The following is a 22,923-nucleotide window of genomic DNA, read 5'->3' on the forward strand; positions in this document are numbered from 1 at the left end:
TTTTCAGCGCGCGTCGCTAGGCCAGCGGACCGAGGCCCTGCAGCCCGATCATGAGGGTCATGGGTTCGAGGCCCGAGGGCTGGAAGCCGTGCCGCAGATAGAACGAGCGGGCTTCATCGTCGATGGCGTGGCACAGCAGGGCCCGCCCGCCGACGATGCGCGCGGCCTGCACGCTGCGCAGCAGGGCGTCCCGCAGCAGCCCCGCGCCGATGCCACGGCCGCCCCAGTCGGCTCGAACGACGAGCCGGCCCAGCACGAACACCGGCACCAGGCTGGGCATGTTGCGCCGCACCGGGCCGGTGGCCACGGCGTGGGCGACGGCCCCTGGCGCCAGCGCGTAATAGCCCACCACGTCCCGGTCCGCCGTGCACACCACGTAGGTGCTCGACGCCCCGCTGGCCTGGCTGCTCAGGGCGCGCTTTTGCAGCCATTCGGTCAGCGCGGGGTGCTTGCACACGAAGGCCGAGCTGTCGTGCTCGGCGGTGATGGGCTCGGGTGCGCGGAGCGGGCCGGGACTCACGCCGACCATGGGGTTCGGCGCGACAGCAGGGCGCGAACGGCCGCGTTGTATTCGACGGGCTGCTCCATCACCGCCTGGAAGGCTTTCATCTGGGCCTCGTCGGCCTGGAAAAACACCTGGTCGAGCAGCACGCGGCGGGCCGCCTCGACAGACGCCTCGAGCATGAAATCGGTGCGTGTCTTGCCCTGGGCCTGGGCGGCGCGGTCGATGAGATCACGCACCTCGGCGGGTGCGCGGACGTTGATGGTGGTGGCGGCGGCTTGCATGGGGCGCCAAACATGCCAGCCCGTATACACAACGTCAACACAGCGCCGCTCGCGGGCGGCGCGATGGTCGCACGATCAGAAGCCCAGCGAGGCGAGCAGGTCGTCGACCTGCTGCTGGTTGGTCACCACGTCGGTGCGGCCTTCGGCGCTCACCACCGGGCCCGCGAGTTCGTAGGCCTTGTCCTGGCCGGGCTGGCCCGAGGGGGCCGATTCGAGCAGCAGCGCGAGCAGCTGCTCCTCGATCGTGCCGGCCAGGTTCACCACGCGCGCGATCACCTGGCCGGTGAGGTCGTGGAAGTCCTGCGCCATCATGATCTCGGTCAGGCGCTGGTCGGTCTTCTCGGCCAGGGCCACCACGTCGTTGGACCATTCGAGCAGCTCGGGCATGGCCTTGGCCAGCGCGGGCACGCGGCGGATGGTGTCGGCGAGCTCGCGGCCGCGGTGGGCGAGTTGCTCCTGCTCCTTCTTGCCCTCTTCCACCTGGCTCAGCACCTTCTCGGCGGCTTCGCCGGTGAGGCGGGCGATGTAGGACAGGCGGCTCTGCGCATCGGGCAGTTGCTCCACCGTGCCCTGGAGCTTGTCGGTGTAGCCCAGCTCCTTGAGCGCGTCGTGCAGCTGGCGCGTGATGCTGCCCAGCTTGCGGAACATGTCCGGGCTGCTGCCGGACTCGCTATCGTTGATGTCGCTGCTCATGACAAGCCCCCGTGCTCAGAGACCGAGCTTCTTGAAGATGTTGGCGAGCTTGTCTTCCAGCGTGGCCTTGGTGAAAGGCTTGACGATGTAGCCGGCCGCGCCGTTTTGCGCCGCGAGCACGATGTCTTCCTTGCGCGCCTCGGCGGTCACCATGAGCACGGGCAGGTGCTTGAGCTTTTCGTCCTGCTTGATCGCCGACAGCAGCTCGAAGCCGTTCATGTTCGGCATGTTGATGTCGGTGACCACGAAGTTGAACCCGCCCGACTTGAGCTTGTTCAGCGCGATCGCGCCGTCTTCGGCCTCGTCGGCATCGGTGTGACCGATCTCCTTGAGCAGGTTGCGCACGATGCGGCGCATGGTGGAGAAGTCGTCAACGATCAGGAATTTCATCGGGGTGGACATCGCAGGCTCCACGGTTCAAGGGGCAACACGGGCGCGCCAGGGTCAGCGCGGGCTCGCTTCTTTAGAAGCTTTCGTCAGGTTGGCGGAAATCTGTAGGGGCGGCACGATGTTGGGCGTCATCGGCGCGCCAGGCGCGGGGTTGGCCGAGGGGTTGGCCGCTGGGGCGGCCGGCGCCGTGCCCATGCTGGCGGGCGGCAGCGGCGCGGCCGGCAGCGCGGGCGGGAACATGCGCTCCTCGTACTCCTTGGTCATCACCACGATGCTGATGCGGCGGTTCGAAGGGTCCAGCGGCTTGTCGGGCAGCAGCGGCACGCTCGCGGCCAGGCCTTCGACGCGGCGCAGCTTGTTGTCGGGCAGACCGCCGGCCACGAGCTCGCGGCGTGAGGCGTTGGCGCGGTCGGCCGAGAGCTCCCAGTTGCTGTAGCCGCGATCGCCGCTGCCGTAGGGCGAGGCGTCGGTGTGGCCGGCCAGCGCCAGGTGGTTCTCCACGTCGCCCAGGGCCTTGCCCAGGGTGCGCAGGATCTCCTGCATGTAGGGCTTCACCAGCGCGCTGCCGGTGTCGAACATGGCGCGGTTCTGGTCGTCCACGATCAGGATGTGCAGCCCGTCGGGCGTCTTGATCATGCGGATCTGCGAGCGGTACTCGCCGAGCTTGGGGTTGCTGTCGATCAGCGTGCTGATCTTGCGCTCGAGCGCGTCGATGCGCTCCTGGTCCTTGCGCGCGAGTTCGGCGCGTGCCATCTGGGCGCCGAGCTCCCTGGTCGTGCGCTCGGTGTCGCCCGAATCGCGCTGACCGTTGGTGGCCGACAGGTCGCGGCCGCCCCCGGGGATGATGCTGTTGCTGTTGCCCGTGCCATTGCCGCCCATGAGCGACACCTTGACCGGGTTGGAGAAGTAGCTCGCGATGCCTTGCAGCTCGCCCTTGGCGGTCGAGCCGAGCAGCCACATGAGCAGGAAGAAGGCCATCATGGCCGTGACGAAGTCGGCGTAGGCGATCTTCCACGCGCCGCCGTGGGCCGCGTGACCGCCCTTCTTCACGCGCTTGACGATGATGGGCTGTAGTTTTTTTCCGTCCCCGGCCATGTCGGTGCCTCAGGTGATCAGGCCTTCTTGCCCTTGACGTGGTTCTCCAGCTCCGAGAACGAAGGACGCACGTCGCTGAACAGCACCTTGCGGCCGAACTCCACCGCGGTGGCGGGCGCGTAGCCCTGCATGCTCGCGAGCAGCGTGGTCTTGATGCACTGGAATTCCTTGCCCGCCTCTTCGACCTTCTGGTCCATCAGGCCGCCGATGGGCTCGAACACGCCATAGGCCAGCAGAATGCCCAGGAAGGTGCCGACCAGGGCCGAGCCGATCATGGCGCCGAGCACCGCGGGCGGCTGGCCCACCGAGCCCATGGTGTTCACCACGCCGAGCACGGCGGCCACGATGCCGAAGGCCGGCAGGCCGCCCGCGAGGCGGCCGATCGCGGCCACCGGCGCGTGCGCTTCCTGGTGGTGGGTCTCGATCTCGCTGTCCATGAGCGACTCGATCTCGTGCGCATTGAGGTTGCCCGAGACCATCATGCGCAGGTAGTCGGTGATGAACTCGACCACGTGGTGGTCGGCCGCGATCGTGGGGTACTTCTTGAACACCGGCGACTGGTCGGGGTTCTCCACGTCCTGTTCGATGGCCATCAGGCCTTCCTTGCGCGCCTTCTGCAGCAGGTCGTAGAGCAGCGCCAGGATCTGCATGTAGCGGTCCTTGGTGTACTGGCTGCCCTTGAAACAACCGGCCATGCCTTTGAACGCGGCCTTGACCACCTTCATCTGGTTGTTGATCAGGAAGGCGCCCAGCGCCGCGCCGAGGATGGTGGTCATCTCGAAAGGCAGGGCCTTGAGCACCACACCGATGTTGCCCCCGTGGGCGATGAACACCCCGAAGATGCAGGCCATCGAGACCAGGAAGCCGATGATGACGAACATGTTGTTGGTCGCTTGGGTGGCGGGTGCAACGGGCGCACCTGCCGGAATGGGATGAAGAACTTATCGGCCGACTCTAGGGGGGATGAAGGCCCTTCAGAAACGGAAAAAGGGCCCTTGTCGGGGCCCTTTTCCGGCTTTGAGGAAGCGCAGGGTGTTCAGTGCAAGCGCAGGCTGCCGGCGGTGGAGCCCTTGCCGGCGCGGGCCGGCGGCTGGCACAGGCCGCAGACGAAGTTGCGCGCGTTCTCGTAGGGCTCGGTGACGAAGTTGCCGCCGCAGCACGAGCACTTGGTCAGCGTGAGCATGCCGTTGTCCACGAACTTCACCAGGCGCCAGGCGCGGGTGATGGACAGCAGGGGCTCGATGGCGCTGGCGGTCATCTGCTCGCTGTAGAGGCGGAAGGCCTTGATCACGGTGTCGATCTCTTCGAGTTCGCTGGTCTTGGACAGGTACTCGTGGATGTTCAGGAACAGCGAGGCGTGGATGTTGGGCTGCCAGGTCAGGAACCAGTCGGTGGAGAACGGCAGCTGGCCCTTGGACGGGCTCTTGCCCGCGACTTCCTTGTACAGGCGCAGCAGGCGCTCGTAGGACAGGCTGGTTTCGTACTCCAGCACCTGCAGGCGGGCGCCGAGCTGGATCAGCGCGACGGCACGTTCGATGTCACGCGACTCGTTGAGGATGCTTTTGCCTGCGGCCATGGTGCGCTCCGGGGTACGAAATGAGACGGGGATCAGTGGGCGGTGGCGGCGACGGACTCGGCGAACTTGCCGGCCATCAGGATGCTCGCGTGCAGCTGGGTCGTGGTGGTGTTGTCCACCTTCTTCACGTTGTGGTTCGTGAGCAGGTTCCACACCAGGTCGTCGTCGACGCGGAAGCGGCACAGCAGCATGTTGCTCGACGCGATCTTGAGCAGCTGCGCGGTCGACAGCATGCCCAGCAGGTCGGCGGCCTCTTCGGTCAGGCCCAGGCGGAACAGGGCTTCGGCGCGGTCCTTGCGGATCAGGTTCTGCGCCAGCATCAGGTAGGTCAGGTTGGCTTCGCGGATCTCGGCCAGAAGTTGTTCGCTGTCCATGTGTCGCTCCTTCGCGTTCCTCAAGTGGGGGGTTTTGCTGCCGAAAGGCTTTGCGAGACCCGATGTGAGGAATTGTGTCGACCGGTGAAAAAACTTGAATCGGTAATTCGCTGTGCAACGTGTCGGGAGAACCGGAGGCCTTTGTCAGCGCGTTGCCTACACCTTTGGTTTTCAAAACGGCCCGAAACCGACTGTGCGGTGGGCAAACGGGGACCAGCGGAACTGGCGGGCGACTTGGGGGCTTATCGAGCGATCGGTTTTCACGGCGGCCTAAAGAATTCCAGCGCATCACCGAAATTGGACTCAACGGACTTCAAAAGGGGTTCGTCGTCCGGCCAGCCAAGCCCGGGGCCGCGGTGATGCAGGTGCAGCGCCGCAGCCAGGGAAGAAGCTCCGGTCAAGCCGCCGGTGGCATCGCCGGCAACTGATTGGCAGCAATGCCGGATTACCAGTCAATCTCTTTCAGGAGTAAGTCATGACCGCCATCAACACCAACGTGATGTCCCTCAACGCCCAGCGCAACCTGGCCACCAACCAGAGCTCGCTGGCGACCTCGATGCAACGCCTGTCGTCGGGCCTGCGCGTGAACAGCGCCAAGGACGACGCCGCCGGCCTGTCCATCGCCACCCGCATGAGCGCCCAAGAGCGTGGCATGAACGTCGCGATCCGCAACGCCAACGACGCCATCTCCTTCTCGCAGACCGCCGACGGCGCGCTGGGCAAGGTGAGCGACGCCCTGCTGCGCATGCGTGACCTGGCCGTGCAGTCGGCCAACGGCACCAACGGCACCGGCGACCGCGCCAACCTCGACGCCGAATTCCAGCAGCTCGCCTCCGAAGTGACCCGCCTGGGCAGCTCGACCCGCTTCAACGGCGCGAACGTGTTCGGCTCGGCCTACACCTTCCAGGTCGGCGCCAACAGCGGCGACACCATCGCCGTGGCCTCGGTGGCCGCCGTGACCATCACCGGTGACGTGACCAGCGCCGCCAACGCCACGACCGCCCTCGGCGCGATCGACACCGCCCTGAACGACGCCACCACCAAGCGCGCCACGCTGGGTGCGGTGCAGAACCGCTTCGAATCGGTGGTGAGCAACCTGCGCATCGCCTCGGAGAACCAGGCAGCTGCCCGCGGCCGCATCATGGACGCCGACTTCGCGCAGGAAACCGCGAACCTGTCGCGCACCCAGGTGCTCACGCAGGCCGGCACCGCGATGGTGGCCCAGGCCAACCAGGTGCCGCAGAACGTGCTGGCCCTCCTGCGCTGATCCGGCGTCAGGGAGCGTTCACGCGGCGGAGGTGCGAGCACCTTCCGCCGCTTCGTGCGTTTCGCGCCCGCGAAACGCCGATGCACCCAGCGCATGCCGCACGGCGTGCGCTGCGTCCATCGAGCGAAAGGCAAGACCATGGCCATCTCTTCCCCCGGCATCGGCACCGGCCTGGACGTGCAGAGCATCGTCTCGCAGCTGGTCGCGATCGAACGCAAGCCGCTGGAGACCCTGCAGACCCAGGCCACGTCCCTCAAGACGCAGCTCTCCACCTACGGCACCATCAAGTCGCAGTTCGCCGCGCTCGGTGACGCCGCCGCCAAGCTCTCCACCACCTCGGGCTGGGGCCTGTTCACCGCGAGCTCGAGCGACAACACCTCGATCAGCGTCACCGCGGGCACCGGCGCCACCGGCGGCAGCTTCACCATGGAGGTGCAGCAGCTCGCGCGCGCGCAGTCCACCGCGTCGACGCCCGTGACCACCGGCAGCACGGTCGGCACCGGCACGCTCAGCATCGAGATCGGCAGCTGGTCGGGCACGGCCTTCACCAGCAACGGCAAGGCCGCCGTGCCCGTGAGCGTGAGCGCCACCGACACCCTGAGCAGCATCGCCACCAAGATCAACCAGGCCGGCGCCGGCGTGACCGCCACCGTGCTGCGCGACGCCAACGGCGAGCGGCTGCTCATGCGCTCGAGCGAAACCGGCGAGACACAGGCCTTTCGCGTGCAGGCCAGCGGCGACGCCGGCGTGCAGGCCCTGGGCTACGACCCCGGCGGCACGGGCGGCGCCACGCTCACGCAGGCCGCGCAGAACGCGCTGGCCAAGGTCAACGGCGTGGACATCGTCTCGGCCAGCAACAAGCTCAGCGACACGCTCACCGGCCTGAACATCACGCTCAACCAGACCACGCTGGCGCCGGTCGAGATCCGCGTGACGCCCGACACCGAGGCGCTGAAGAAGCAGATGCAGGCCTTCGTGGACGCCTACAACACGCTCAACGACACGCTGAGCAACGCCGTGAAGTACGACGACGCCACCAAGACCGCGGGCCCGCTGCAGGGCGACTCCACCACCGTGGGCCTGCAGAACGCGCTGCGCGCGATGATGCGTTCGGTCTCGGGCACCACGCCGTTCTCGCGCCTGCTCGACGTCGGCATCTCGACCCAGCAGACCGGCGGCAAGCTCACGCTGGACACCAAGAAGTTCGACGAGGTGATGGCCAAGGACCTGCAGGGCGTGCAGCGCCTGTTCACCGCCACCAACACCGACGCCACGCTGCGCGGCTTCGGCCTGAAGGTGAAGGCCTTCACCGACGGCATGCTCGCCACCGACGGCAAGATCACCAGCCGCACCGAGGCGATCCAGAAGCAGCAGACGCGCAACACGCAGGAGCAGGACCGCATCAACGAGCGCGCCGACCGCGCCCAGACCCGCCTGCTCGCGCAGTTCTCGGCCCTGGACACCACGGTCGCCCAGTACAACACCCTGGGCAGCTTCGTGAGCCAGCAGCTGTCGCTGTGGAGCGCCGGTTGAGGCGCGCTTGAAAGCCTTTGTGACACCGCGCGTTTCGACGCATCAGCCGCCTACAGTCCGGCCCTGGCTTGCCGATACAGAAAGGCATCAGATGCAAGGAACCGACGCCATGTTCACCTCTGTCAACACCCGAGCCGCCAGTGCCTACCGCCGTGTCGCGGTGGAGTCCAATGTGCAGGCCTCCGACAGCCACCACCTCATCGCCCTGCTGTTCGACGGCCTGCTCCAGGCCCTGAGCAAAGCACAGGCCGCGATGGCGCGCGGCGACGTGGCGGTCAAGGGTGAACAGATCGGCAAGGCCTTGCGCATCCTCGACGAGGGCCTGCTGTCCGGCCTCGACGAAGCCCGCGGCGGTGAACTGGCCGTCAACCTGCGCCTGCTCTACACGTACAGCGCCAACCGCCTTTCGCTGGCCAACCTGCACAACGACGTCAAGCCTCTGAACGAGGTCGTCGCGCTCATCGAGCCCATCGCGCAGTCATGGCAACAGATCCGCGAACAGGCCATTGCCGGAGCCTGACCATGACCACCCCGCTGATCGACTACTACAAGGCCATCGAACGCACCAGCGAGCAGATGCTCGCGGCCGCGCAGTCCGAGAACTGGGACCAGGTGGTGCGGCTCGAAGGCGCCTGTGCGGTGCTGATCGCCCAGCTGCGCTTCAAGTCGCGCGAGACCGATCTCGCGCCCGAGGAGCGCAAGGAGAAGGCGCGCATCATGCAGCGCATCCTGCGCACCGACGCCGAGATCCGCTGCCTGGCCGAGCCCTGGCTCAACGACCTCGAGCACCTGCTCGACAAATCGAGCAAGGCGGCCACGCACTGAGGCCGTCAGGCATTCATCAGGCGAGCACGCGGCCCTTCGGGGCCGCGTCTGCATTCGGGGCCGTGCCAACACGCACGGGTACCGCGATTGCCAGCTTCCTCCTGCGGCCACGATCCGGCCGTTTCCTCAGGAGGGCTCATGAAATCATGGAAACACCGGCGCGCACGCGCCAGCCTGGCCACGCTGTTCGTGGCGCTGACCCTTGCGGCCTGCGGCGGGGGCGGCGGCGGCGGAAGTGGCGCCACCGGGGGCGCAACGGACCAGTCCACCGGCTTGCAGGTGAGCGCACTGGACGGCCAGACCTACCGCTTCAGCTGGCCCCCGGCCAGCGGCGCCACCGAGCTGCGGCTGATGGAAAAGGCGCCGGGGCAATCGGACTACAGCCTGCTCGACACCCTGCCCCCTGGCACCACGGTGCATGACGTCGGCATCTTCCTGCCCACCCACGTCAACGCCTCGTACATCCTGCGCACCTGCCAGGGCAGCCAGTGCACCGACTCGAATGCCGTCACGCTGGCCGCCAGCCTGGCGCAGGCGGGCTCGGTGCTGCAGGCCTCGAACATGGGGGCCGACGACGGCTTCGGCGTGGCCGTGGCGCTGTCGGCCGACGGCACCACCCTGGCCGTGGGCGCCATGGGCGAGGACAGCGCCGCCACCACCATCAACGGCGAACAGCGCCTCAACGAGACCGCGCCCCAGAGCGGCGCCGTGTACGTGTTCACGCGCGGCGCCGGCGGCTGGACCCAGCAGGCCTACCTGAAGGCCGACAACGCCGGCAGCGACGACCGCTTCGGCCTGTCGCTCGCCCTGTCCGCCGATGGCGACACGCTGGCCGTGGGCGCACCGCTCGAAGACAGCGGCAGCGCGGTCGATGGCGGCAGCAACACCGCGCCCGACAGCGGTGCCGTGTACGTCTTCGGCCGCGCCGGGAGCCAATGGACCCAGACCGCCTACCTCAAGGCCTTCAACGCCGCGAGCTGCCCGGCCACCGCCTGCGGCGACCAGTTCGGCGGCCAGCTCGCGCTGTCGGCCGACGGCCAGACCCTGGCGGTGGGCGCCATCCACGAGGGCAGCGACCTCAGCGGTGTGGTCAATGGCGTGCCCGCCGCGAGCGCGATCAACCAGAACGCCGACAACAGCGGCGCGGTGTACGTGTTCGCGCATGCAAACGGAAGCTGGCAGCCCCAGGCCTACCTCAAGGCGGCCAACGCCGGGGCCGGACAGTGGTTCGGCTACAGCCTCGCGCTCGCGACCGACGGCAGCACCCTGGCCGTGGGCGCGCCCGGCGAGGACAGCGACCTCACGGGCGTCATGCCCGGCGCACCGGGCGCCACCAACGGCAATGCCACGGACAGCGGCGCGGTGTACCTGTTCGCGCGTGCCGGCACGCAATGGAGCCAGACGGCCTATGTGAAGGCGTCCAACACCGGTGCACACGACAGCTTCGGCTTTCGCGTGGCGCTTTCGGCCGCGGGCGACACGCTGGCGGTGTCCGCCTTGCTCGAAGACAGCCTGGCGGCCAGCATGGCCGGGCAACCCACGGCCGCCCAGACCATCGATGCGGACGCCAACGTGGACAGCGGCGCGGTGTACGTCTTCGCCCAGGACGGCAGCGGCCAATGGGCGCCGCAGGCCTATCTGAAGGCCTCCAACCCGGACCGGGCCGACGCCTTCGGCCGCAGCCTGGCGCTATCGGGCGATGGCAACACGATCGCCGTGGGGGCCGCCACGGAAGGCAGTGCCGACATCGGCCTGGGCGGTGACGGCGCCGACAACGACCGCCTCAACAGCGGCGCGGCCTACGTGTTCACCCGCGGGGCCACCGGCTGGACGCAGCAGGCCTACATGAAGGCGCCCGTGGGCAGTGCCCAGCAGAACGCGCTATACGGGTATGCCGTGGCCCTGGCCGGCCAGGGCCAGCGGCTCACGCTTGCCGTGGGCGCGGTGCAGGAAGACCGCCGCGACCGCGACCAGCAGATCGTGCTGAACAGCGGCGCGGTGCACCTGTACTGATCCGGCGGCTTGGCGCCCGCCAGCGCCGGCGTCAAGCCGCCGGCGGGCCGGCGTCGGTGGACAGGTCTTTCAGTCTGGCGAGGAAGGCCTGCATCGCACTGGCCCGCTTGTGGGCCACGCGCACGCTCGCGTAGTCCACGGCGATCCGGTCCCACGACAGGCCGGGCTTGAGGTACAGGGGCTTGCCCTGCACGCGGGCAGGCGCGCCGGCGTCGCCGGACGGAGCGGCGTTCGGGGTGGCCGCAAGCCCCCCGGGTCGGGCGCCCGCGCGGGGCGAAAGCGGTGTGGTCATGGAGGTCTCCAGGGGATCAGGCCCGGACCAGGGGCGGGACGGCGGCCTCGCGGGGTGCCGGACCGGGGACGCGGCCCGGCGCCGGTGGTTTCGCCAGGATCTCCTGCCAGACGCGCACCACGGACGCCACTTCGTCGAGCAGGTCGGCCAGTTCATCGGCGCCGTGCAGATCGATGGGCCAATGCCCCCACAGCTCATAGATGTCGTGGTCGCCGAGGCCGACGCGGAAGTGGTCGCAGGCGGCCGCGAAATGCGCGAGCAGCGCGTGCACGGTGTGGCGGGCCTGCTCGTGGCTCACCCGCCCGAGGGCGGCCCACAGACGCAGGCGTTCGCCGTCGGCTTCCAGCACGAGGGTCAGCACGGCCGCCCCGGGGAGGGTCACCGACCAGGTGCCGGCGTGTTCGGGGTGGCGCACGAGGGTGCGGGCGCGCGAGCGCTCGACGGCGTGACGCAGGCAGGTGTCGATCGAAGGGTCTTGCATGGGGAGCGGGTGCAGGCGTGAGGTCTGAGTGATGAACGGGCTTGACCGGTTCCAGCCCGGGCGGGCAATCGACGGCCGGCCCGCCGCCCCGGCGCGCCTGCGCTCACACGCAGTAACGCACCGCGAGCTCGGCCAGGCAGGCGTCGAGCGTGGCCGGCGGTGGCCGCTCCACCGGCGGCCGCGCGAGGATCTCGCGCCAGCTGTGCACCACGGGCGCGATGTGGTCGAACAGCGCCGCCAGATCGGCCGGCCGGCCTGGCCGCAGCGGCCAGTGGCTGTGCAATTCGTACACGCCCGCATCGCCGAGCACGATGCGCGAGCGTTCGACCGATGCCGCGTAACGCGCCATCAGGCCGTGGACGGCGTCGCGCTGCTGCGCGTCGGCCAGAGGGCCGAGTTCTGCCCACAGACTCAGGCGGCCGCGGGCGGGCTCCGATTCGGCGTACAGAACGGCCGAGCCATCGAGCACCACGCTCCACATGTCGTCGTGCTCGGGGTGGCGCAGCAAGGCATGGATGCCCGACAGCTCGGCCGCTTGCTGCAGGCAACGCTCGAGTTCGCTGGGGTGCATGGGGGCCGGGGATGGGGTGGACACCCGGCCGCGGCCGGCGGGCGACGCGCAGGTAGTGCGCCCGGCCCGCCAATGGGTTCCCGGGCCGCGCTTCGGCCCGCCCGGCGGATCAGACCGACATGTTCATCACGTCGGTGTAGGCCTGGACCATGCGGTTTCGCACGTGCAACGCGCTCTGGAAGCCGATCTGCGCCTTCTGCATGGCGATCATGGTCTCTTCCAGGCTGACGTTGGGGTTGCCCAGGGTCACCTGGGTCTGCATCTCGCTGGCCTTGTTCTGGGCCTGGCTGACCTTATGCAGCGCGGTCTTGAGGTTGTCGGCGAAGGCCGCGCCCGCGCCGCCGGCCGCGGCGGTGCCCGCGGCCGGCCGCTTGAGGGCGCCGGTGCTGGCGAGACCTTGGCTGGTCAGGGGGTTCAGGCGCATGTCCATGGAGGGACTCCTTCGAGGGTTTGCCGGTTGACAGGGCTCCATGCTAGGGACCCCCTCGGCACGAAGGGCTGGAAATAAAGGCCCATAAAAGCGCCTTTTTCCGGGACTGCCCGCCAGCCCCCTTCGGGATACTCGACCGCATTCGGGGGCCCTCCGTGCCTCCTTTTGAAGAGTCATTCCGCCCATGAGCACCACTGCCGTTGCCGAAATCGACGCCCAGCCCGTGCGCCGCAGCCCGCTCGCCGAAGGCTTCGCCCGCATGGACAACGCCCAGAAGATCAAGCTGGGGCTGGGCGTGGCCGCGCTGATCGCCGTCGCACTGGCCTTCTTTTTCATGGGCCGCCAGCCCGAGTGGCGCGTGCTGTACGCCAACCTGGGCGACAAGGACGGTGGTGCGATCGTGGCCCAGCTGTCGCAGATGAACGTGCCCTACAAGCACGCCGAGGGCGGCGGCGCCATCCTCGTGCCGGCCGACAAGGTGCACGACACCCGGCTGCGCCTGGCCTCGCAAGGCCTGCCCAAGGGCACGGTCAACGGCTTCGAACAGATGGAGACCAACCGCTTCGGCATGACGCAGTTTCAGGAGCGGCTGAGCTTCCAGCGCGGCCTCGAAGGCGAGCTCACCCGCTCCATCCAGTCGCTGGCCTCGGTGCAGGCCGCGCGCGTGCACCTGGCGCTGCCGAACCAGAACGGCTTCTTCCGCGAGCAGCAAAAGCCCAGCGCCTCGGTGCTGCTCACCCTGTTCCCGGGCCGCACGCTCGACCGCGCCCAGGTGGCCGGCATCGTGCACCTGGTGGCCAGCAGCGTGCCCGAGATGAACCCCAAGGCGGTGAGCGTGGTGGACGACCAGGGCAAGCTGCTGTCCAACCCGCCCGACGGCCAGAACGAGATGGCCGCCGACGTGCAGAAGCTGCAGTACCAGCAGCAGCTCGAACAGACCTACACCCGCCGCATCCTGGACATGCTCGAGCCCCTGGTGGGCGTGGGCAACGTGAAGGCCCAGGTGAGCGCCGACGTGGACTTCTCGCAGGCCGAGATGACCTCGGAGCAGCACCGCCCCAACCAGGGCAACGAGCCCAGCGCGGTGCGCAGCCAGCAGCTGATCGAAGACCGCAACGGCGGCGCGGGGGCACAGCCCGCGGGCGTGCCGGGCGCGGTGAGCAACCAGCCGCCGGCCCAGGGCCAGTCGCCCATCAACGGCTCGGCCGCACCGGTGGGCCCGGGCACCGGCACCAACGGCCAGGGGGCTGCGGCCGCCAACAGCGGCTCGAGCCGCCGCGAATCGGTGGTGAACTACGAGGTGGACAAGACCGTGCGCGTGGTGCGCGAGGCCACCGGCACCATCAAGCGCCTGAGCGCGGCCGTGGTGGTGAACCACAAGACCACGCTGGACAAGTCCGGCAAGCCGGTGTCGGCGCCGATCCCGGCCGAGCAGCTCGCGCAGATGACCGCGCTGGTGCGCGAGACCATCGGCTTCAACCAGACCCGCGGCGACTCGGTGAACCTGGTCAACGCCGTCTTCAACGAGGTGAAGGCGCCCGAGGCCGACGAGGTGCCTTTCTGGAAGCAGGCCGACACCCTCGACCTGGCGCGCAGCATGGCCTTCCCGGCTGGCATGGTGCTGCTCGCGCTGATCGTGTTCTTCGGCATGGTGCGCCCCGCGCTCAAGCTCATGAAGGCGCCGCCGCCGGCCCCGGTGCGCGAGGTCACGCCGCTCAACGCCCTGCTCAACGAAGCCCCCGAGCGCCCGGGTCTGCCGCAGCCCGAGGCCGTCAACGAAGACACGCCCGAGAAGCGCCGCCTGAGCGAAGCCAAGCGCCTGGCGCTGGAGAACCCGGCCGCGGTGGCCAACATCGTCAAGGGCTGGGTCAACGGCGAACAGCCGGCCTGAGGCCCCACCGGAGGAATCACGACCATGGACGACCAGGGACTGCAGGACGCCGCGATCTTCCTCATGTCGATCGGCGAGGAAGAAGCGGCCGAGGTGTTCAAGCACCTGAGCCCGAAGGAAGTGCAAAAGCTCGGCGAGACCATCGCCCGCACGCGCGCCGTGTCGCACGAGCGCGTGGACGAGGTGATCCAGCGCTTCACCAGCACCGCCTCGTCGCAGAGCCTGCTGGTGTCCGACACCGACAACTACGTGCGCAGCGTGCTCAAGCGCGCGCTGGGCGACGACAAGGCCGCGCTGCTGATCGACCGCATCCTGCAGGGTGGCGATGTGTCGGGCATCGAAAGCCTGAAGTGGATGGACCCGTTGTCCATCGCCGAACTGCTGCGCAACGAACACCCGCAGATCGTGGCCGCGATCCTGGTGCACCTGGAGGCCGAGCAGACGGCCGCCGTGCTCAAGAACTTCACCGAGCGCCCGCGCAACGAAGTCATGCTGCGCATCGCCACGCTCGAAGGCATTCAGCCCACCGCGCTCAAGGACCTCAACGAGGTGCTCTACAAGGTGCTCGCGGGCGGCGACAAGGTGCGCAAGGCCTCCATGGGCGGCGTGAAGACCGCGGCCGAGATCATCAACATGATGGGCACGCAGATCGAGAGCTCGATCATCGAAGCGATCCGCGACCACGACGCCGACCTGGCCCAGAAGATCATGGACAAGATGTTCATCTTCGAGGACCTGCTCAAGCTCGACGGCAAGGCCATCCAGCTCATCCTCAAGGAGATCGCCACGGATCAGCTCGTGGTCGCGCTCAAGGGTGCGAGCGCCGAACTGCGCGAACTCATCCTGGGCAACATGTCCTCGCGCGCGGCCGAAGCGCTGCGCGAAGACCTCGACGCGCGGGGCCCGATCCGCCTGTCCGAGGTCGAGGCGCAGCAGAAGGAGATCCTCAAGGTCGTGCGGCGCCTGTCCGACGAAGGCCAGATCATGATCGGCGGCGGCGGTGAAGAGGAGGCCTTCGTATGACCAAGATCGATCCCTACGCGCGCTTCATTCCGCGCGAGGAAATCGACGGCGTGGCCGCCTGGCAGTTCTCGGCCGTAGACGGCAGCGACCAGCGCGCGCCCGTGCCCGCGGAGACCCCCGACCCGGCGACCGACGAGCGCATGGCCGAGGTGCGCGAGCAGGCCTATGCCGAGGGCTTCCGCCATGGCCACGACGCCGGCGCGCAGTCGGTGCGCGACGCCATGGAAGCCACCATGCGCCGCACCGCCGAAGAAACCGCGGTGCGCATGGCGCAGCTGCTGCGCCACACGCGCGACCACATCAAGCGCAGCGAACAGGACATGTCGCGCCACATCCTCGACCTCGCCTGCGACCTTGCGCGCCAGGTGGTGCGCCAGGAACTGGTGCAGAACCCCCAGCACCTGCAGGGCGTGGTGGCCGAGGCGCTGAACCAGCTCATCGACGACGGCCTGCCCGCCACGGTGCGCATGCACCCGAGCGACCTCGCGCTCATGAAGGGCGCGCTGATCGAGACGCTGGGCGAGCCCGCGCCCGAGTTCGTGGGCGACGCCGCCATCACCCCGGGCGGCTGCGTGGTCGAGTCGCGCACCAACTCGGTCGACGCCACGGTGGAGAAGCGCTGGCTGCGCGCCATCGGCAACCTGGGCCTGAGCGAACCCTACAACCCCGCCGACGCCGACCTCTGAGCCCCTGGCCGCGACCATGACCGACAGCACGTTTGACGAAACCCCCAGCCGCTGGGGCCACTTCATGGAAGACCTGCGCAGCAGCGCCAAGGCCCCCACGCCGCTGGAGTCGCGCGGCACCCTGACCAAGCTCGCGGGCCTGGTGCTCGAAGCCGTGGGCCTGCGCGCCCCGGTCGGCTCGCAATGCGTGATCGACAACGGCGGCAAGCAGCCGGTGCTGGCCGAGGTGGTGGGCTTTTCCAAGGACCGCGCCTTCCTGATGCCCGCGGGCGACGTGCACGGCCTGGCCAGCGGCGCCAGCGTGACGCCGCTGCCGCCCTACCGCAGCGTGCCCCGCCTGGGCCAGGCCAACCCGCCGCCCTCGCCCAACGACCGCAGCGTGCTCAGCCTGCCCATGGGCATGGGCCTGCTCGGCCGCGTGGTCGACTCGCATGGCCAGCCGCTGGACCACCAGGGCCCGCTGCGCGACGTCGGCGTGTCACCGCTGGAGCGCGCGCCGCTCAATGCCATGGACCGCGACCCGGTGCGCGAACCGCTGGACACCGGCGTGCGCGCGATCAACGCCCTGCTCACCGTGGGCCGCGGCCAGCGCCTGGGCCTGTTCGCCGGCTCGGGCGTGGGCAAGAGCGTGCTGCTGGGCATGATGGCCCGCTACACCAAGGCCGACGTGATCGTGGTCGGCCTGATCGGCGAGCGCGGCCGCGAGGTGAAAGAGTTCATCGAAGACATCCTGGGCGAAGACGGCCGCGCGCGCTCGGTGGTGGTGGCCGCGCCGGCCGACGCACCGCCGCTGGTGCGCATGCAGGGCGCGAGCTACGCCACCGCCATCGCCGAACACTTCCGCGACGAGGGCCTGCACGTGCTGCTGCTGATGGACTCGCTCACGCGCTACGCCATGGCCCAGCGCGAGATCGCGCTCGCCATCGGCGAGCCGCCCGCCACCAAGGGCTATCCGCCCTCGTGCTTCGCCAAGCTGCCGCAGCTCGTGGAGCGCAGCGGCAACGGCCTCAACGGCCGCGGCTCCATCACCGCCTTCTACACCGTGCTGTCCGAGGGCGACGACCAGCAGGACCCGATCGCCGACGCGGCGCGCGCCATCCTCGACGGCCACATCGTGCTCTCGCGCGCGCTCGCCGAATCGGGCCACTACCCCGCGATCGACGTCGAGGCCTCGGCCTCGCGCGTGATGCACAACGTGGCCGGCCCCGCGCACCTGGAGCTGGCGCGCAAGTTCCGCTCGAATTACTCGCGCTACCAGAAGAGCCGCGACCTGATCCAGCTCGGCGCCTACGTGGCCGGCAGCGACCCGGACACCGACCGCGCCATCGTGCTCTACCCCGGCCTGCAGCGCTTCCTGATGCAGGACATGCGCGAGGCCGCGCCCATGAGCGACAGCCTGCGCCAGATGCGCACCGCGCTGCAGGAAGACAAGGCCGCCGCGCCGGCCCAGCCGCAGGCCCAGCGCGGCGCGCGCCCGCACCACAATCCCTATGAGGGCAATCAATGACCAGCGCACGGCCGCCCGAAGCTGATCGCACCGCAGCGCACTGCGCGGAGGTTTGCGAATGACCCGTCCGGCCCAGCAACTGGACCCCGTGATCGAACTCGCCGAACGCCGGCGCGACGAAGCCCTGGCCGAGTGCGCGCGCCAGCAGCAGGCGCAGCGCCAGGCCCAGGAACAGATGGACCAGCTCAGCAGCTACGCCGACGAAGCCAACCGCCGCTTCGCCGAGCGCGGCGCGGTGGGCGTGAACGTGGCGCTGCTCATGAACCACCGCCAGTTCATGGCCAAGCTCGAACACGCCATGGACTTCCAGCAGGGGGTGCTGGCCGACCACGCCCGCCGCGTGGACCAGGCCCAGGCCGCCGTGGTCGACGCCGAGCGCGAACTCGCCAGCCTGCGCAAGTACGCCGCACGCCAGATGGAAGCCTGGCAGCAGAGGCTGCAGCGCCGCGAACAGAAGCACACCGACGAGATGGCGCAGAACATCCACCGCCGCCGCCTCGAGAACGACAGCAGTTTCCAGCCCATGTCCTCCTCATGACCACCGCCGCCACCAGCACCCACGCCCCGCAGACCCCCGGCCACGCGCGCACCCAGAGCGCGCAGGGCAGCCAGGGCGCCAACGGCACGCAGGCGCACAGCCAGCGTCAGGCGCCGGCCGACCTGTTCGCCACCCTGCTCGCGCTCGCGGCCGACGCCGCGCCCGTGGACGGCAGCGCCACCGACGCCCTGGCCGCGGCCGACGCGATCGACGGCCTCGACAGCGGCGCGCCCGCCAGCGGCAAAGTCGGCAAGGCCGGCAAGGGCAAGCCCGGCATCGACGCGCAGGACCCGCTCGGCGAACACCCGCTGGCCGGCCTCATGCTGTGGCAGCCGCCGGCCCTGGACAAGACCCACCCCGACCTGGCGCGCGCCGCCCGCGGCGACACCGCCGCGGCCGCCAGCGGCGCCGCGCTCGCCGAGACCCAGGGCGCCCAGGCGCTCGACACCGACCCCGCCCTGCGTGCCACCGATGCGGGCGCGAATGGCACCGCCCGCGCGCCCGGCCTGAGCTGGCAGGTGGCGGCCACGCGCGCCGCCCAGGCCCAGCCCGCCGCCGGCTCGCCGGCCGCGCTGCAGGCCGCCGCCCGCGCCACGGGCGGCAATGGCGCCGACGCGCCCGCCCTGCGCTGGAGCGCCGCCGCGCCCGACGCGCCCAGCACGGCCAACGCCCACCTCGACGCGGTGCGCAGCACCGTCACGCTCGACGCCCGCTTCCCGGCCGCACACGCTGCACTGGGCGCCGCGGGCGCCAGCGCCGCCGACGACCCGGCCCCGGGCGCCGCGCCCAGTGGCACCTGGACCGGCCCGGCCGCCGTGGGCGCCGCCGGCAACGCCGCCCAGGCCGACGGCTCGGGCGGCCAGGCCGGCGCGGGCCCCGACAGCCACGACGGCCACACCCGCCTCGCCACCGACGACAGCACCGCCCAGCCCAAGGACCCCTATGCCGAGGCCCGCGCCGACGCCGAGGCCGTCGAGGTGCAGCACTGGGGCGGCGCGCACGGCCTGCGCCACGCCAGCCTGCGCGTGGGCGAAGAAGCCGGCCGCGCGATCGACATCCAGCTCGCCGTGCGCGGCGACGAGGTGCGGCTGGACATCCGCACCGACGACAGCGCCACGCGCGACGCCCTGCGCGAGCAGGCCCGCGCCGCGCTCGGCGAACGCCTGCAGCAGGGCGGCCTGCAGCTGGCCGACGTGTCGGTGGGCAGCCAGCAGCAGGACCGCCCGCGCGAGGGCCACACGCCCACGCTGCACCAGCCGCGCGTGCAGCGCGACAGCGCCGAGCCCGCCGCACCGGCCACCCCGCCGGCGCGCGCCCAGGCCGCCCAGCGCCCGGCCAACGGCGGGCTCGACCTGTTCATCTGAGCCCGGGAATAAGCGCCTTTTTCAGCGCTTATCCGGCGAACGGGCGTGGGAGTGGAATCCCACAATCCTTCTCATCCCCCCCGCCCTGTGCGGGTGCCACCGATGAAGGAAGCCCATGTCCGCCGCTGCTGCCGCCGCCACCGCCGACGCCCCTGAAGCGCCCAAGAAAAAGGGCAAGAAGCTGCTGTTCATCATCGTCGGCGTGCTGGTGCTCGCCGTCGCGGGCGCGGCCGGCGCACTGTTCATCCTCAAGAAGAACACCGCCGAGGACGACCACGAGGAAGACGCGCCCGTCGCCCACGTGAAGAAGGTCGACCCCAAGCACGCGCCCACCTTCCTGCCACTGGAGAACATGGTGGTGAACCTGGCCGACACCGGCGGCAACCGCTACATCCAGATCGGCCTCACGCTGCAGCTGCAGGACGCCGCCACCGGCGAGGCCGTGAAGGCCTACATGCCCAGCATCCGCAGCGCCGTGCTCATGCTGCTGGCCAAACGCACCAGCGAGCAGGTGCTGAGCGCCGAAGGCAAGGAAAAGCTCAACCAGGACATCATCGCCGCCGTCTCCGAGGTCATGGGCTACGAGGTCGACGACCACGAGGAGGAAGGCAGCAAGAAGAAGAAGCGCCGCGCACCGCCCAACCCGGTGCAGGCCGTGCTGTTCTCCAGCTTCATCGTGCAGTAACCGCGCGAGCCCCGCCATGTCCGACTCGTTTCTGTCCCAGGAAGAGGTCGATGCCCTGCTCGAGGGCGTGACCGGCGAGAGCCAGAAGCTCGCCAAGGAAGAAGCGCCCACCGACGGCGTGCGCAGCTACAACCTCTCGAGCCAGGAGCGCATCGTGCGTGGGCGCATGCCCACCATGGAGATCGTCAACGAGCGTTTCTCGCGCAACCTGCGCCAGGGCCTGTTCAACTTCATCCGCCGCAGCCCCGAGATCTCGGTGGGCGGCGTGCAAGTGCAGAAGTACAGCGCCTTCCTGCGCGAGCTCGTGGTGCCCACCAACTTCAACATCATGGCCATCCGCCCGCTGCGCGGCAACGGCCTGGTGGTGTGCGAGCCCACGCTGCTGTTCGGCGTGATCGACAGCCTGTTCGGCGGCAACGGCAAGTTCCACACCCGCATCGAAGGCCGCGACTTCTCGCCCACCGAGCAGCGCGTGATCAACCGACTGGTCGAGGTGGTGAGCGAGGAATACAAGAAGGCCTGGCGCGGCGTGTACCCGATCGAGCTGTCGTACCAGCGCTCGGAGATGCAGCCGCAGTTCGCCACCATCGCCACGCCCAGCGAGATCGTGGTCTCCACCAGCTTCACGCTGGAGATCGGCGACCTCACGGGCTCGCTGCACATCTGCATTCCCTACGCCACGCTCGAACCCATCCGCGACGTGCTGTATTCCAGCGTGCAGGGCGACGCCATCGAGGTCGACCGCCGCTGGGTCAAGCTGCTCAGCCACGAGATCCAGGCCGCCGAGGTCAACGTGGTGGCCGAGCTCGCCAAGACCGAGGCCACGGTGGAGCAGCTGCTGGCCATGCAGGTCGGCGACTTCATCGAGCTCGACCGCCTGCCCACCATCACCGCGCACGTCGACGGTGTGCCCATCTTCGAGTGCCAGTACGGCACGCACAAAGGCAAGTACGCCTTGCGCGTGGAGCGCAGCCTGCGCGGCGCCGACCTGAACTGGCTCGGCTCCAACGCCGACCTGTGACCCGTTTTCAGGAGAGACATCCATGTCCGACACCCCGAACCAGGACGCCATCGCCGACGAGTGGGCCCAGGCCCTCGAGGAACAGGCCGCCACCGCCACCGCCGATGGCGCCCCCGCCTTCGATGCCGAGCACACGCCCGTGAAGGCCGCCGCCGCCGCGGCCGCGGGCAATGCCGCGATGCAGGACATCCAGATGGTGCTGGACATCCCGGTGCAGCTCTCGGTGGAGCTGGGCCGCACGCGCGTGCCGATCAAGTACATCCTGCAGCTCGCGCAGGGCTCGATCGTGGAGCTCGACGCGCTCGCGGGCGAGCCCATGGACGTGCTGGTCAACGGCTACCTGATCGCCCAGGGCGAGGTGGTGGTGGTCAACGACAAGTTCGGCATCCGCCTCACGGACATCGTGACGCCGTCCGAGCGCATGAAACGCCTGAGCCGGAAGTAAACCCATGTGGCAGAACGCTTGGCCGGCGCTGGTGCTGCTGGCGCTGATGGTGGGCATCGCCTGGGCGCTCAAATGGGCGCGCGGCCGCATGCCCGGCTTGGCCGGCCTGCCCGGCGTGCCGGGCCAGCAAGGCCCCGCGCTCAGGCTGCTCGCGAGCCAGGCGCTCGGCCCGCAGCAGCGCGTGGTGACCCTGCAGGTCGGCCAGGGCGAGGACGCCGTGTGCCTGGTGCTCGGCGTGGCGCCGGGCAGCATCACCGCGCTGCATCACATGCCGCTGCCCGAGGGCGCCGCCGCTGCGCCCGCAGCCCCCGCGGGCTTTGCCGCGCGGCTGGCGCAACAACTGGTCAACAAGGGCCCTGGCGATGCGCCGCGTTGACGTGCTGATCCTGCGCACGCTCGCGCTCTTTCTCGCGCTGGCCCTGCTCTCGCTGGGCGTGTGGGCGCAAGGCGCGCCCGTGCCCACGCCGCAAGGCCCCTCGCTGCCGCTGGTGGTGGGCCAGGGCGCCGGGGGCAACAGCTATTCGGTGCCGATCCAGACCCTGCTGTTCTTCACCGCGCTGTCCTTCCTGCCCGCGGTGCTGCTGCTGATGACGGGCTTCACGCGCATCGTCATCGTGCTCTCGCTCATGCGCCAGGCCCTGGGCACGCAATCGGCCCCGCCCAACCAGGTCATCGTGGGCCTGTCGCTGTTCCTCACGCTGTTCGTCATGGGCCCCACGCTCGACCAGGTCTACGACAACGCCTACGCGCCCTACTCGCGCAACCAGATCACCTTCGAGCAGGCGCTGCAGCGCGGCGAAGCGCCCATGCGCGCCTTCATGCTCAAGCAGACGCGCCAGTCCGACTTCGAACTCTTCGCCCGCCTGGCCAAGCTGCCTGCCGACGTGAAGGCCGAGAACGCGCCGCTGCGCGTGATCGTGCCGGCCTTCGTCACCAGCGAGCTCAAGACCGCGTTCCAGATCGGCTTCATGATCTTCATCCCCTTCCTGGTCATCGACATGGTGGTGGCCAGCGTGCTGATGTCGCTCGGCATGATGATGCTGTCGCCGGTGCTGGTCGCCCTGCCCTTCAAGCTCATGCTGTTCGTGCTCGCGGACGGCTGGAACATCCTCATCGGCTCGTTGGCCGCATCCTTCGCGCAATAGGCAAGACCATGGAACCCCAAGCCGCTCTCACCTTCGGCCAGAACGCGCTGTTCCTGCTGCTCAGCGTGGCCGCGCCGGTGCTGCTCACCGTGCTCGGCGTGGGTCTGGTGATCAGCCTGTTCCAGGCCATCACGCAGATCCACGAACAGACGCTGGCCTTCGTGCCCAAGCTGGTGGCCGCCATCGCGGTGTTCGCCATCGCCGGGCCGTGGATGCTCACCACCCTGGTCGAGTTCATCCGCAGCACGCTGCTGTCGATCCCGCAGTACGCCGTCTGAGCGCAGGCCCGCGG

Annotated in this window: 29 protein-coding genes; 17 read left to right on the forward strand and 12 right to left on the reverse strand. The window is 69.4% G+C overall.

Going from position 1 to position 22,923, the window contains the following annotated elements; all coding sequences use genetic code 11:
• Nucleotides 1-16 precede the first annotated feature (16 nt).
• The 8 genes from WDZ95_RS05485 to flhD all read right to left on the reverse strand — a co-directional run bounded on the left by WDZ95_RS05485 (nucleotide 17) and on the right by flhD (nucleotide 4,914).
• Nucleotides 17-529, reverse strand: a complete 513-nt coding sequence (locus WDZ95_RS05485) for a GNAT family N-acetyltransferase (RefSeq protein WP_425776775.1) — start codon at nucleotides 527-529, stop codon at nucleotides 17-19.
• Nucleotides 517-786, reverse strand: coding sequence for a DUF1778 domain-containing protein (locus WDZ95_RS05490; protein ID WP_425776777.1), 270 nt, complete (start codon nucleotides 784-786; stop codon nucleotides 517-519). Before WDZ95_RS05490 ends, WDZ95_RS05485 begins: the two co-directional genes overlap by 13 nt.
• 75 nt (nucleotides 787-861) lie before the next feature.
• Entirely contained in the window at nucleotides 862-1,434 is a 573-nt protein-coding gene (locus WDZ95_RS05495; protein ID WP_425776779.1) for a protein phosphatase CheZ, read from the reverse strand.
• A gap of 60 nt (nucleotides 1,435-1,494) precedes the next feature.
• Nucleotides 1,495-1,881 carry a chemotaxis response regulator CheY gene (cheY, locus tag WDZ95_RS05500; protein ID WP_166230210.1) on the reverse strand — a complete coding sequence of 129 codons (387 nt, stop codon included), beginning with the start codon at nucleotides 1,879-1,881 and terminating at the stop codon, nucleotides 1,495-1,497.
• Nucleotides 1,882-1,923: 42 nt separating this feature from the next.
• Complete coding sequence (motB, locus tag WDZ95_RS05505; protein ID WP_425776782.1) at nucleotides 1,924-2,964, reverse strand: flagellar motor protein MotB; 1,041 nt, start codon at nucleotides 2,962-2,964, stop codon at nucleotides 1,924-1,926.
• 17 nt (nucleotides 2,965-2,981) lie between these two features.
• The gene (gene motA / locus WDZ95_RS05510; RefSeq protein ID WP_166230206.1) at nucleotides 2,982-3,845 is read right to left on the reverse strand and encodes a flagellar motor stator protein MotA; all 864 of its coding nucleotides are present in this window, start codon (nucleotides 3,843-3,845) and stop codon (nucleotides 2,982-2,984) included.
• A gap of 155 nt (nucleotides 3,846-4,000) precedes the next feature.
• Nucleotides 4,001-4,540, reverse strand: a complete 540-nt coding sequence (gene flhC, locus WDZ95_RS05515; protein ID WP_166230204.1) for a flagellar transcriptional regulator FlhC — start codon at nucleotides 4,538-4,540, stop codon at nucleotides 4,001-4,003.
• 32 nt (nucleotides 4,541-4,572) lie between these two features.
• Entirely contained in the window at nucleotides 4,573-4,914 is a 342-nt protein-coding gene (gene flhD / locus WDZ95_RS05520; RefSeq protein ID WP_166230202.1) for a flagellar transcriptional regulator FlhD, read from the reverse strand.
• A 475-nt stretch (nucleotides 4,915-5,389) separates the two neighbouring features.
• Between flhD and WDZ95_RS05525 the strand changes: the two genes are divergently transcribed.
• The 5 genes from WDZ95_RS05525 (at nucleotide 5,390) to WDZ95_RS05545 (ending at nucleotide 10,552) form a co-directional block, all read left to right on the forward strand.
• Nucleotides 5,390-6,181: a flagellin gene (locus tag WDZ95_RS05525; RefSeq protein ID WP_425776785.1), complete on the forward strand. Its 792-nt coding sequence runs from the start codon at nucleotides 5,390-5,392 to the stop codon at nucleotides 6,179-6,181.
• Between the two features lie 138 nt (nucleotides 6,182-6,319).
• Nucleotides 6,320-7,714: a flagellar filament capping protein FliD gene (gene fliD, locus WDZ95_RS05530; protein WP_425776787.1), complete on the forward strand. Its 1,395-nt coding sequence runs from the start codon at nucleotides 6,320-6,322 to the stop codon at nucleotides 7,712-7,714.
• A gap of 109 nt (nucleotides 7,715-7,823) precedes the next feature.
• Nucleotides 7,824-8,234, forward strand: a complete 411-nt coding sequence (gene fliS, locus WDZ95_RS05535) for a flagellar export chaperone FliS (RefSeq protein WP_425776789.1) — start codon at nucleotides 7,824-7,826, stop codon at nucleotides 8,232-8,234.
• A 2-nt stretch (nucleotides 8,235-8,236) separates the two neighbouring features.
• On the forward strand, nucleotides 8,237-8,539 hold the full coding sequence (locus WDZ95_RS05540) for a flagellar protein FliT (RefSeq protein WP_425776791.1): 303 nt from the start codon (nucleotides 8,237-8,239) through the stop codon (nucleotides 8,537-8,539).
• Between the two features lie 138 nt (nucleotides 8,540-8,677).
• Nucleotides 8,678-10,552 carry an FG-GAP repeat protein gene (locus WDZ95_RS05545; RefSeq protein ID WP_425776793.1) on the forward strand — a complete coding sequence of 625 codons (1,875 nt, stop codon included), beginning with the start codon at nucleotides 8,678-8,680 and terminating at the stop codon, nucleotides 10,550-10,552.
• Between the two features lie 31 nt (nucleotides 10,553-10,583).
• Here the strand turns inward: WDZ95_RS05545 and WDZ95_RS05550 are convergent, their stop codons facing one another.
• From WDZ95_RS05550 to fliE, 4 genes are all read right to left on the reverse strand, one after another.
• Complete coding sequence (locus WDZ95_RS05550) at nucleotides 10,584-10,844, reverse strand: hypothetical protein (RefSeq protein WP_425776795.1); 261 nt, start codon at nucleotides 10,842-10,844, stop codon at nucleotides 10,584-10,586.
• Nucleotides 10,845-10,860: 16 nt separating this feature from the next.
• Nucleotides 10,861-11,325, reverse strand: coding sequence for a hypothetical protein (locus WDZ95_RS05555; RefSeq protein WP_425776797.1), 465 nt, complete (start codon nucleotides 11,323-11,325; stop codon nucleotides 10,861-10,863).
• A gap of 103 nt (nucleotides 11,326-11,428) precedes the next feature.
• Nucleotides 11,429-11,896, reverse strand: coding sequence for a hypothetical protein (locus WDZ95_RS05560; RefSeq protein ID WP_425776799.1), 468 nt, complete (start codon nucleotides 11,894-11,896; stop codon nucleotides 11,429-11,431).
• A gap of 109 nt (nucleotides 11,897-12,005) precedes the next feature.
• The gene (gene fliE / locus WDZ95_RS05565) at nucleotides 12,006-12,326 is read right to left on the reverse strand and encodes a flagellar hook-basal body complex protein FliE (RefSeq protein WP_425776801.1); all 321 of its coding nucleotides are present in this window, start codon (nucleotides 12,324-12,326) and stop codon (nucleotides 12,006-12,008) included.
• 184 nt (nucleotides 12,327-12,510) lie between these two features.
• On the opposite strand from fliE, the gene fliF reads away from it, so the two are divergent.
• The 12 genes from fliF (at nucleotide 12,511) to fliQ (ending at nucleotide 22,909) form a co-directional block, all read left to right on the forward strand.
• Nucleotides 12,511-14,217 carry a flagellar basal-body MS-ring/collar protein FliF gene (fliF, locus tag WDZ95_RS05570; RefSeq protein ID WP_425776803.1) on the forward strand — a complete coding sequence of 569 codons (1,707 nt, stop codon included), beginning with the start codon at nucleotides 12,511-12,513 and terminating at the stop codon, nucleotides 14,215-14,217.
• A 24-nt stretch (nucleotides 14,218-14,241) separates the two neighbouring features.
• On the forward strand, nucleotides 14,242-15,240 hold the full coding sequence (fliG, locus tag WDZ95_RS05575; RefSeq protein WP_166230180.1) for a flagellar motor switch protein FliG: 999 nt from the start codon (nucleotides 14,242-14,244) through the stop codon (nucleotides 15,238-15,240).
• Entirely contained in the window at nucleotides 15,237-15,926 is a 690-nt protein-coding gene (locus tag WDZ95_RS05580; RefSeq protein WP_425776805.1) for a FliH/SctL family protein, read from the forward strand. Before fliG ends, WDZ95_RS05580 begins: the two co-directional genes overlap by 4 nt.
• Before the next feature lie 16 nt (nucleotides 15,927-15,942).
• Nucleotides 15,943-17,433 (forward strand): flagellar protein export ATPase FliI, encoded by a 1,491-nt coding sequence (fliI, locus tag WDZ95_RS05585; protein WP_166230177.1) that lies wholly within the window; start codon nucleotides 15,943-15,945, stop codon nucleotides 17,431-17,433.
• 58 nt (nucleotides 17,434-17,491) lie between these two features.
• Entirely contained in the window at nucleotides 17,492-17,971 is a 480-nt protein-coding gene (fliJ, locus tag WDZ95_RS05590; RefSeq protein ID WP_425776808.1) for a flagellar export protein FliJ, read from the forward strand.
• Nucleotides 17,968-19,335 carry a flagellar hook-length control protein FliK gene (locus tag WDZ95_RS05595; protein WP_425776810.1) on the forward strand — a complete coding sequence of 456 codons (1,368 nt, stop codon included), beginning with the start codon at nucleotides 17,968-17,970 and terminating at the stop codon, nucleotides 19,333-19,335. Before fliJ ends, WDZ95_RS05595 begins: the two co-directional genes overlap by 4 nt.
• A gap of 115 nt (nucleotides 19,336-19,450) precedes the next feature.
• Nucleotides 19,451-20,020, forward strand: coding sequence for a flagellar basal body-associated FliL family protein (locus WDZ95_RS05600; RefSeq protein WP_425776812.1), 570 nt, complete (start codon nucleotides 19,451-19,453; stop codon nucleotides 20,018-20,020).
• Nucleotides 20,021-20,036: 16 nt separating this feature from the next.
• On the forward strand, nucleotides 20,037-21,041 hold the full coding sequence (fliM, locus tag WDZ95_RS05605) for a flagellar motor switch protein FliM (RefSeq protein WP_166230169.1): 1,005 nt from the start codon (nucleotides 20,037-20,039) through the stop codon (nucleotides 21,039-21,041).
• Nucleotides 21,042-21,063: 22 nt separating this feature from the next.
• Nucleotides 21,064-21,486 (forward strand): flagellar motor switch protein FliN, encoded by a 423-nt coding sequence (gene fliN / locus WDZ95_RS05610; protein WP_166230167.1) that lies wholly within the window; start codon nucleotides 21,064-21,066, stop codon nucleotides 21,484-21,486.
• A 4-nt stretch (nucleotides 21,487-21,490) separates the two neighbouring features.
• Nucleotides 21,491-21,862: a FliO/MopB family protein gene (locus tag WDZ95_RS05615; RefSeq protein WP_425776814.1), complete on the forward strand. Its 372-nt coding sequence runs from the start codon at nucleotides 21,491-21,493 to the stop codon at nucleotides 21,860-21,862.
• Nucleotides 21,849-22,631: a flagellar type III secretion system pore protein FliP gene (fliP, locus tag WDZ95_RS05620; RefSeq protein WP_166230163.1), complete on the forward strand. Its 783-nt coding sequence runs from the start codon at nucleotides 21,849-21,851 to the stop codon at nucleotides 22,629-22,631. Before WDZ95_RS05615 ends, fliP begins: the two co-directional genes overlap by 14 nt.
• Nucleotides 22,632-22,639: 8 nt before the next feature.
• Nucleotides 22,640-22,909, forward strand: coding sequence for a flagellar biosynthesis protein FliQ (fliQ, locus tag WDZ95_RS05625; RefSeq protein WP_166230161.1), 270 nt, complete (start codon nucleotides 22,640-22,642; stop codon nucleotides 22,907-22,909).
• The last annotated feature ends 14 nt before the right edge of the window (nucleotides 22,910-22,923 follow it).

The organism is Hydrogenophaga sp. T2, from assembly GCF_049843535.1.
Classification (GTDB): domain Bacteria; phylum Pseudomonadota; class Gammaproteobacteria; order Burkholderiales; family Burkholderiaceae_C; genus Hydrogenophaga; species Hydrogenophaga crocea.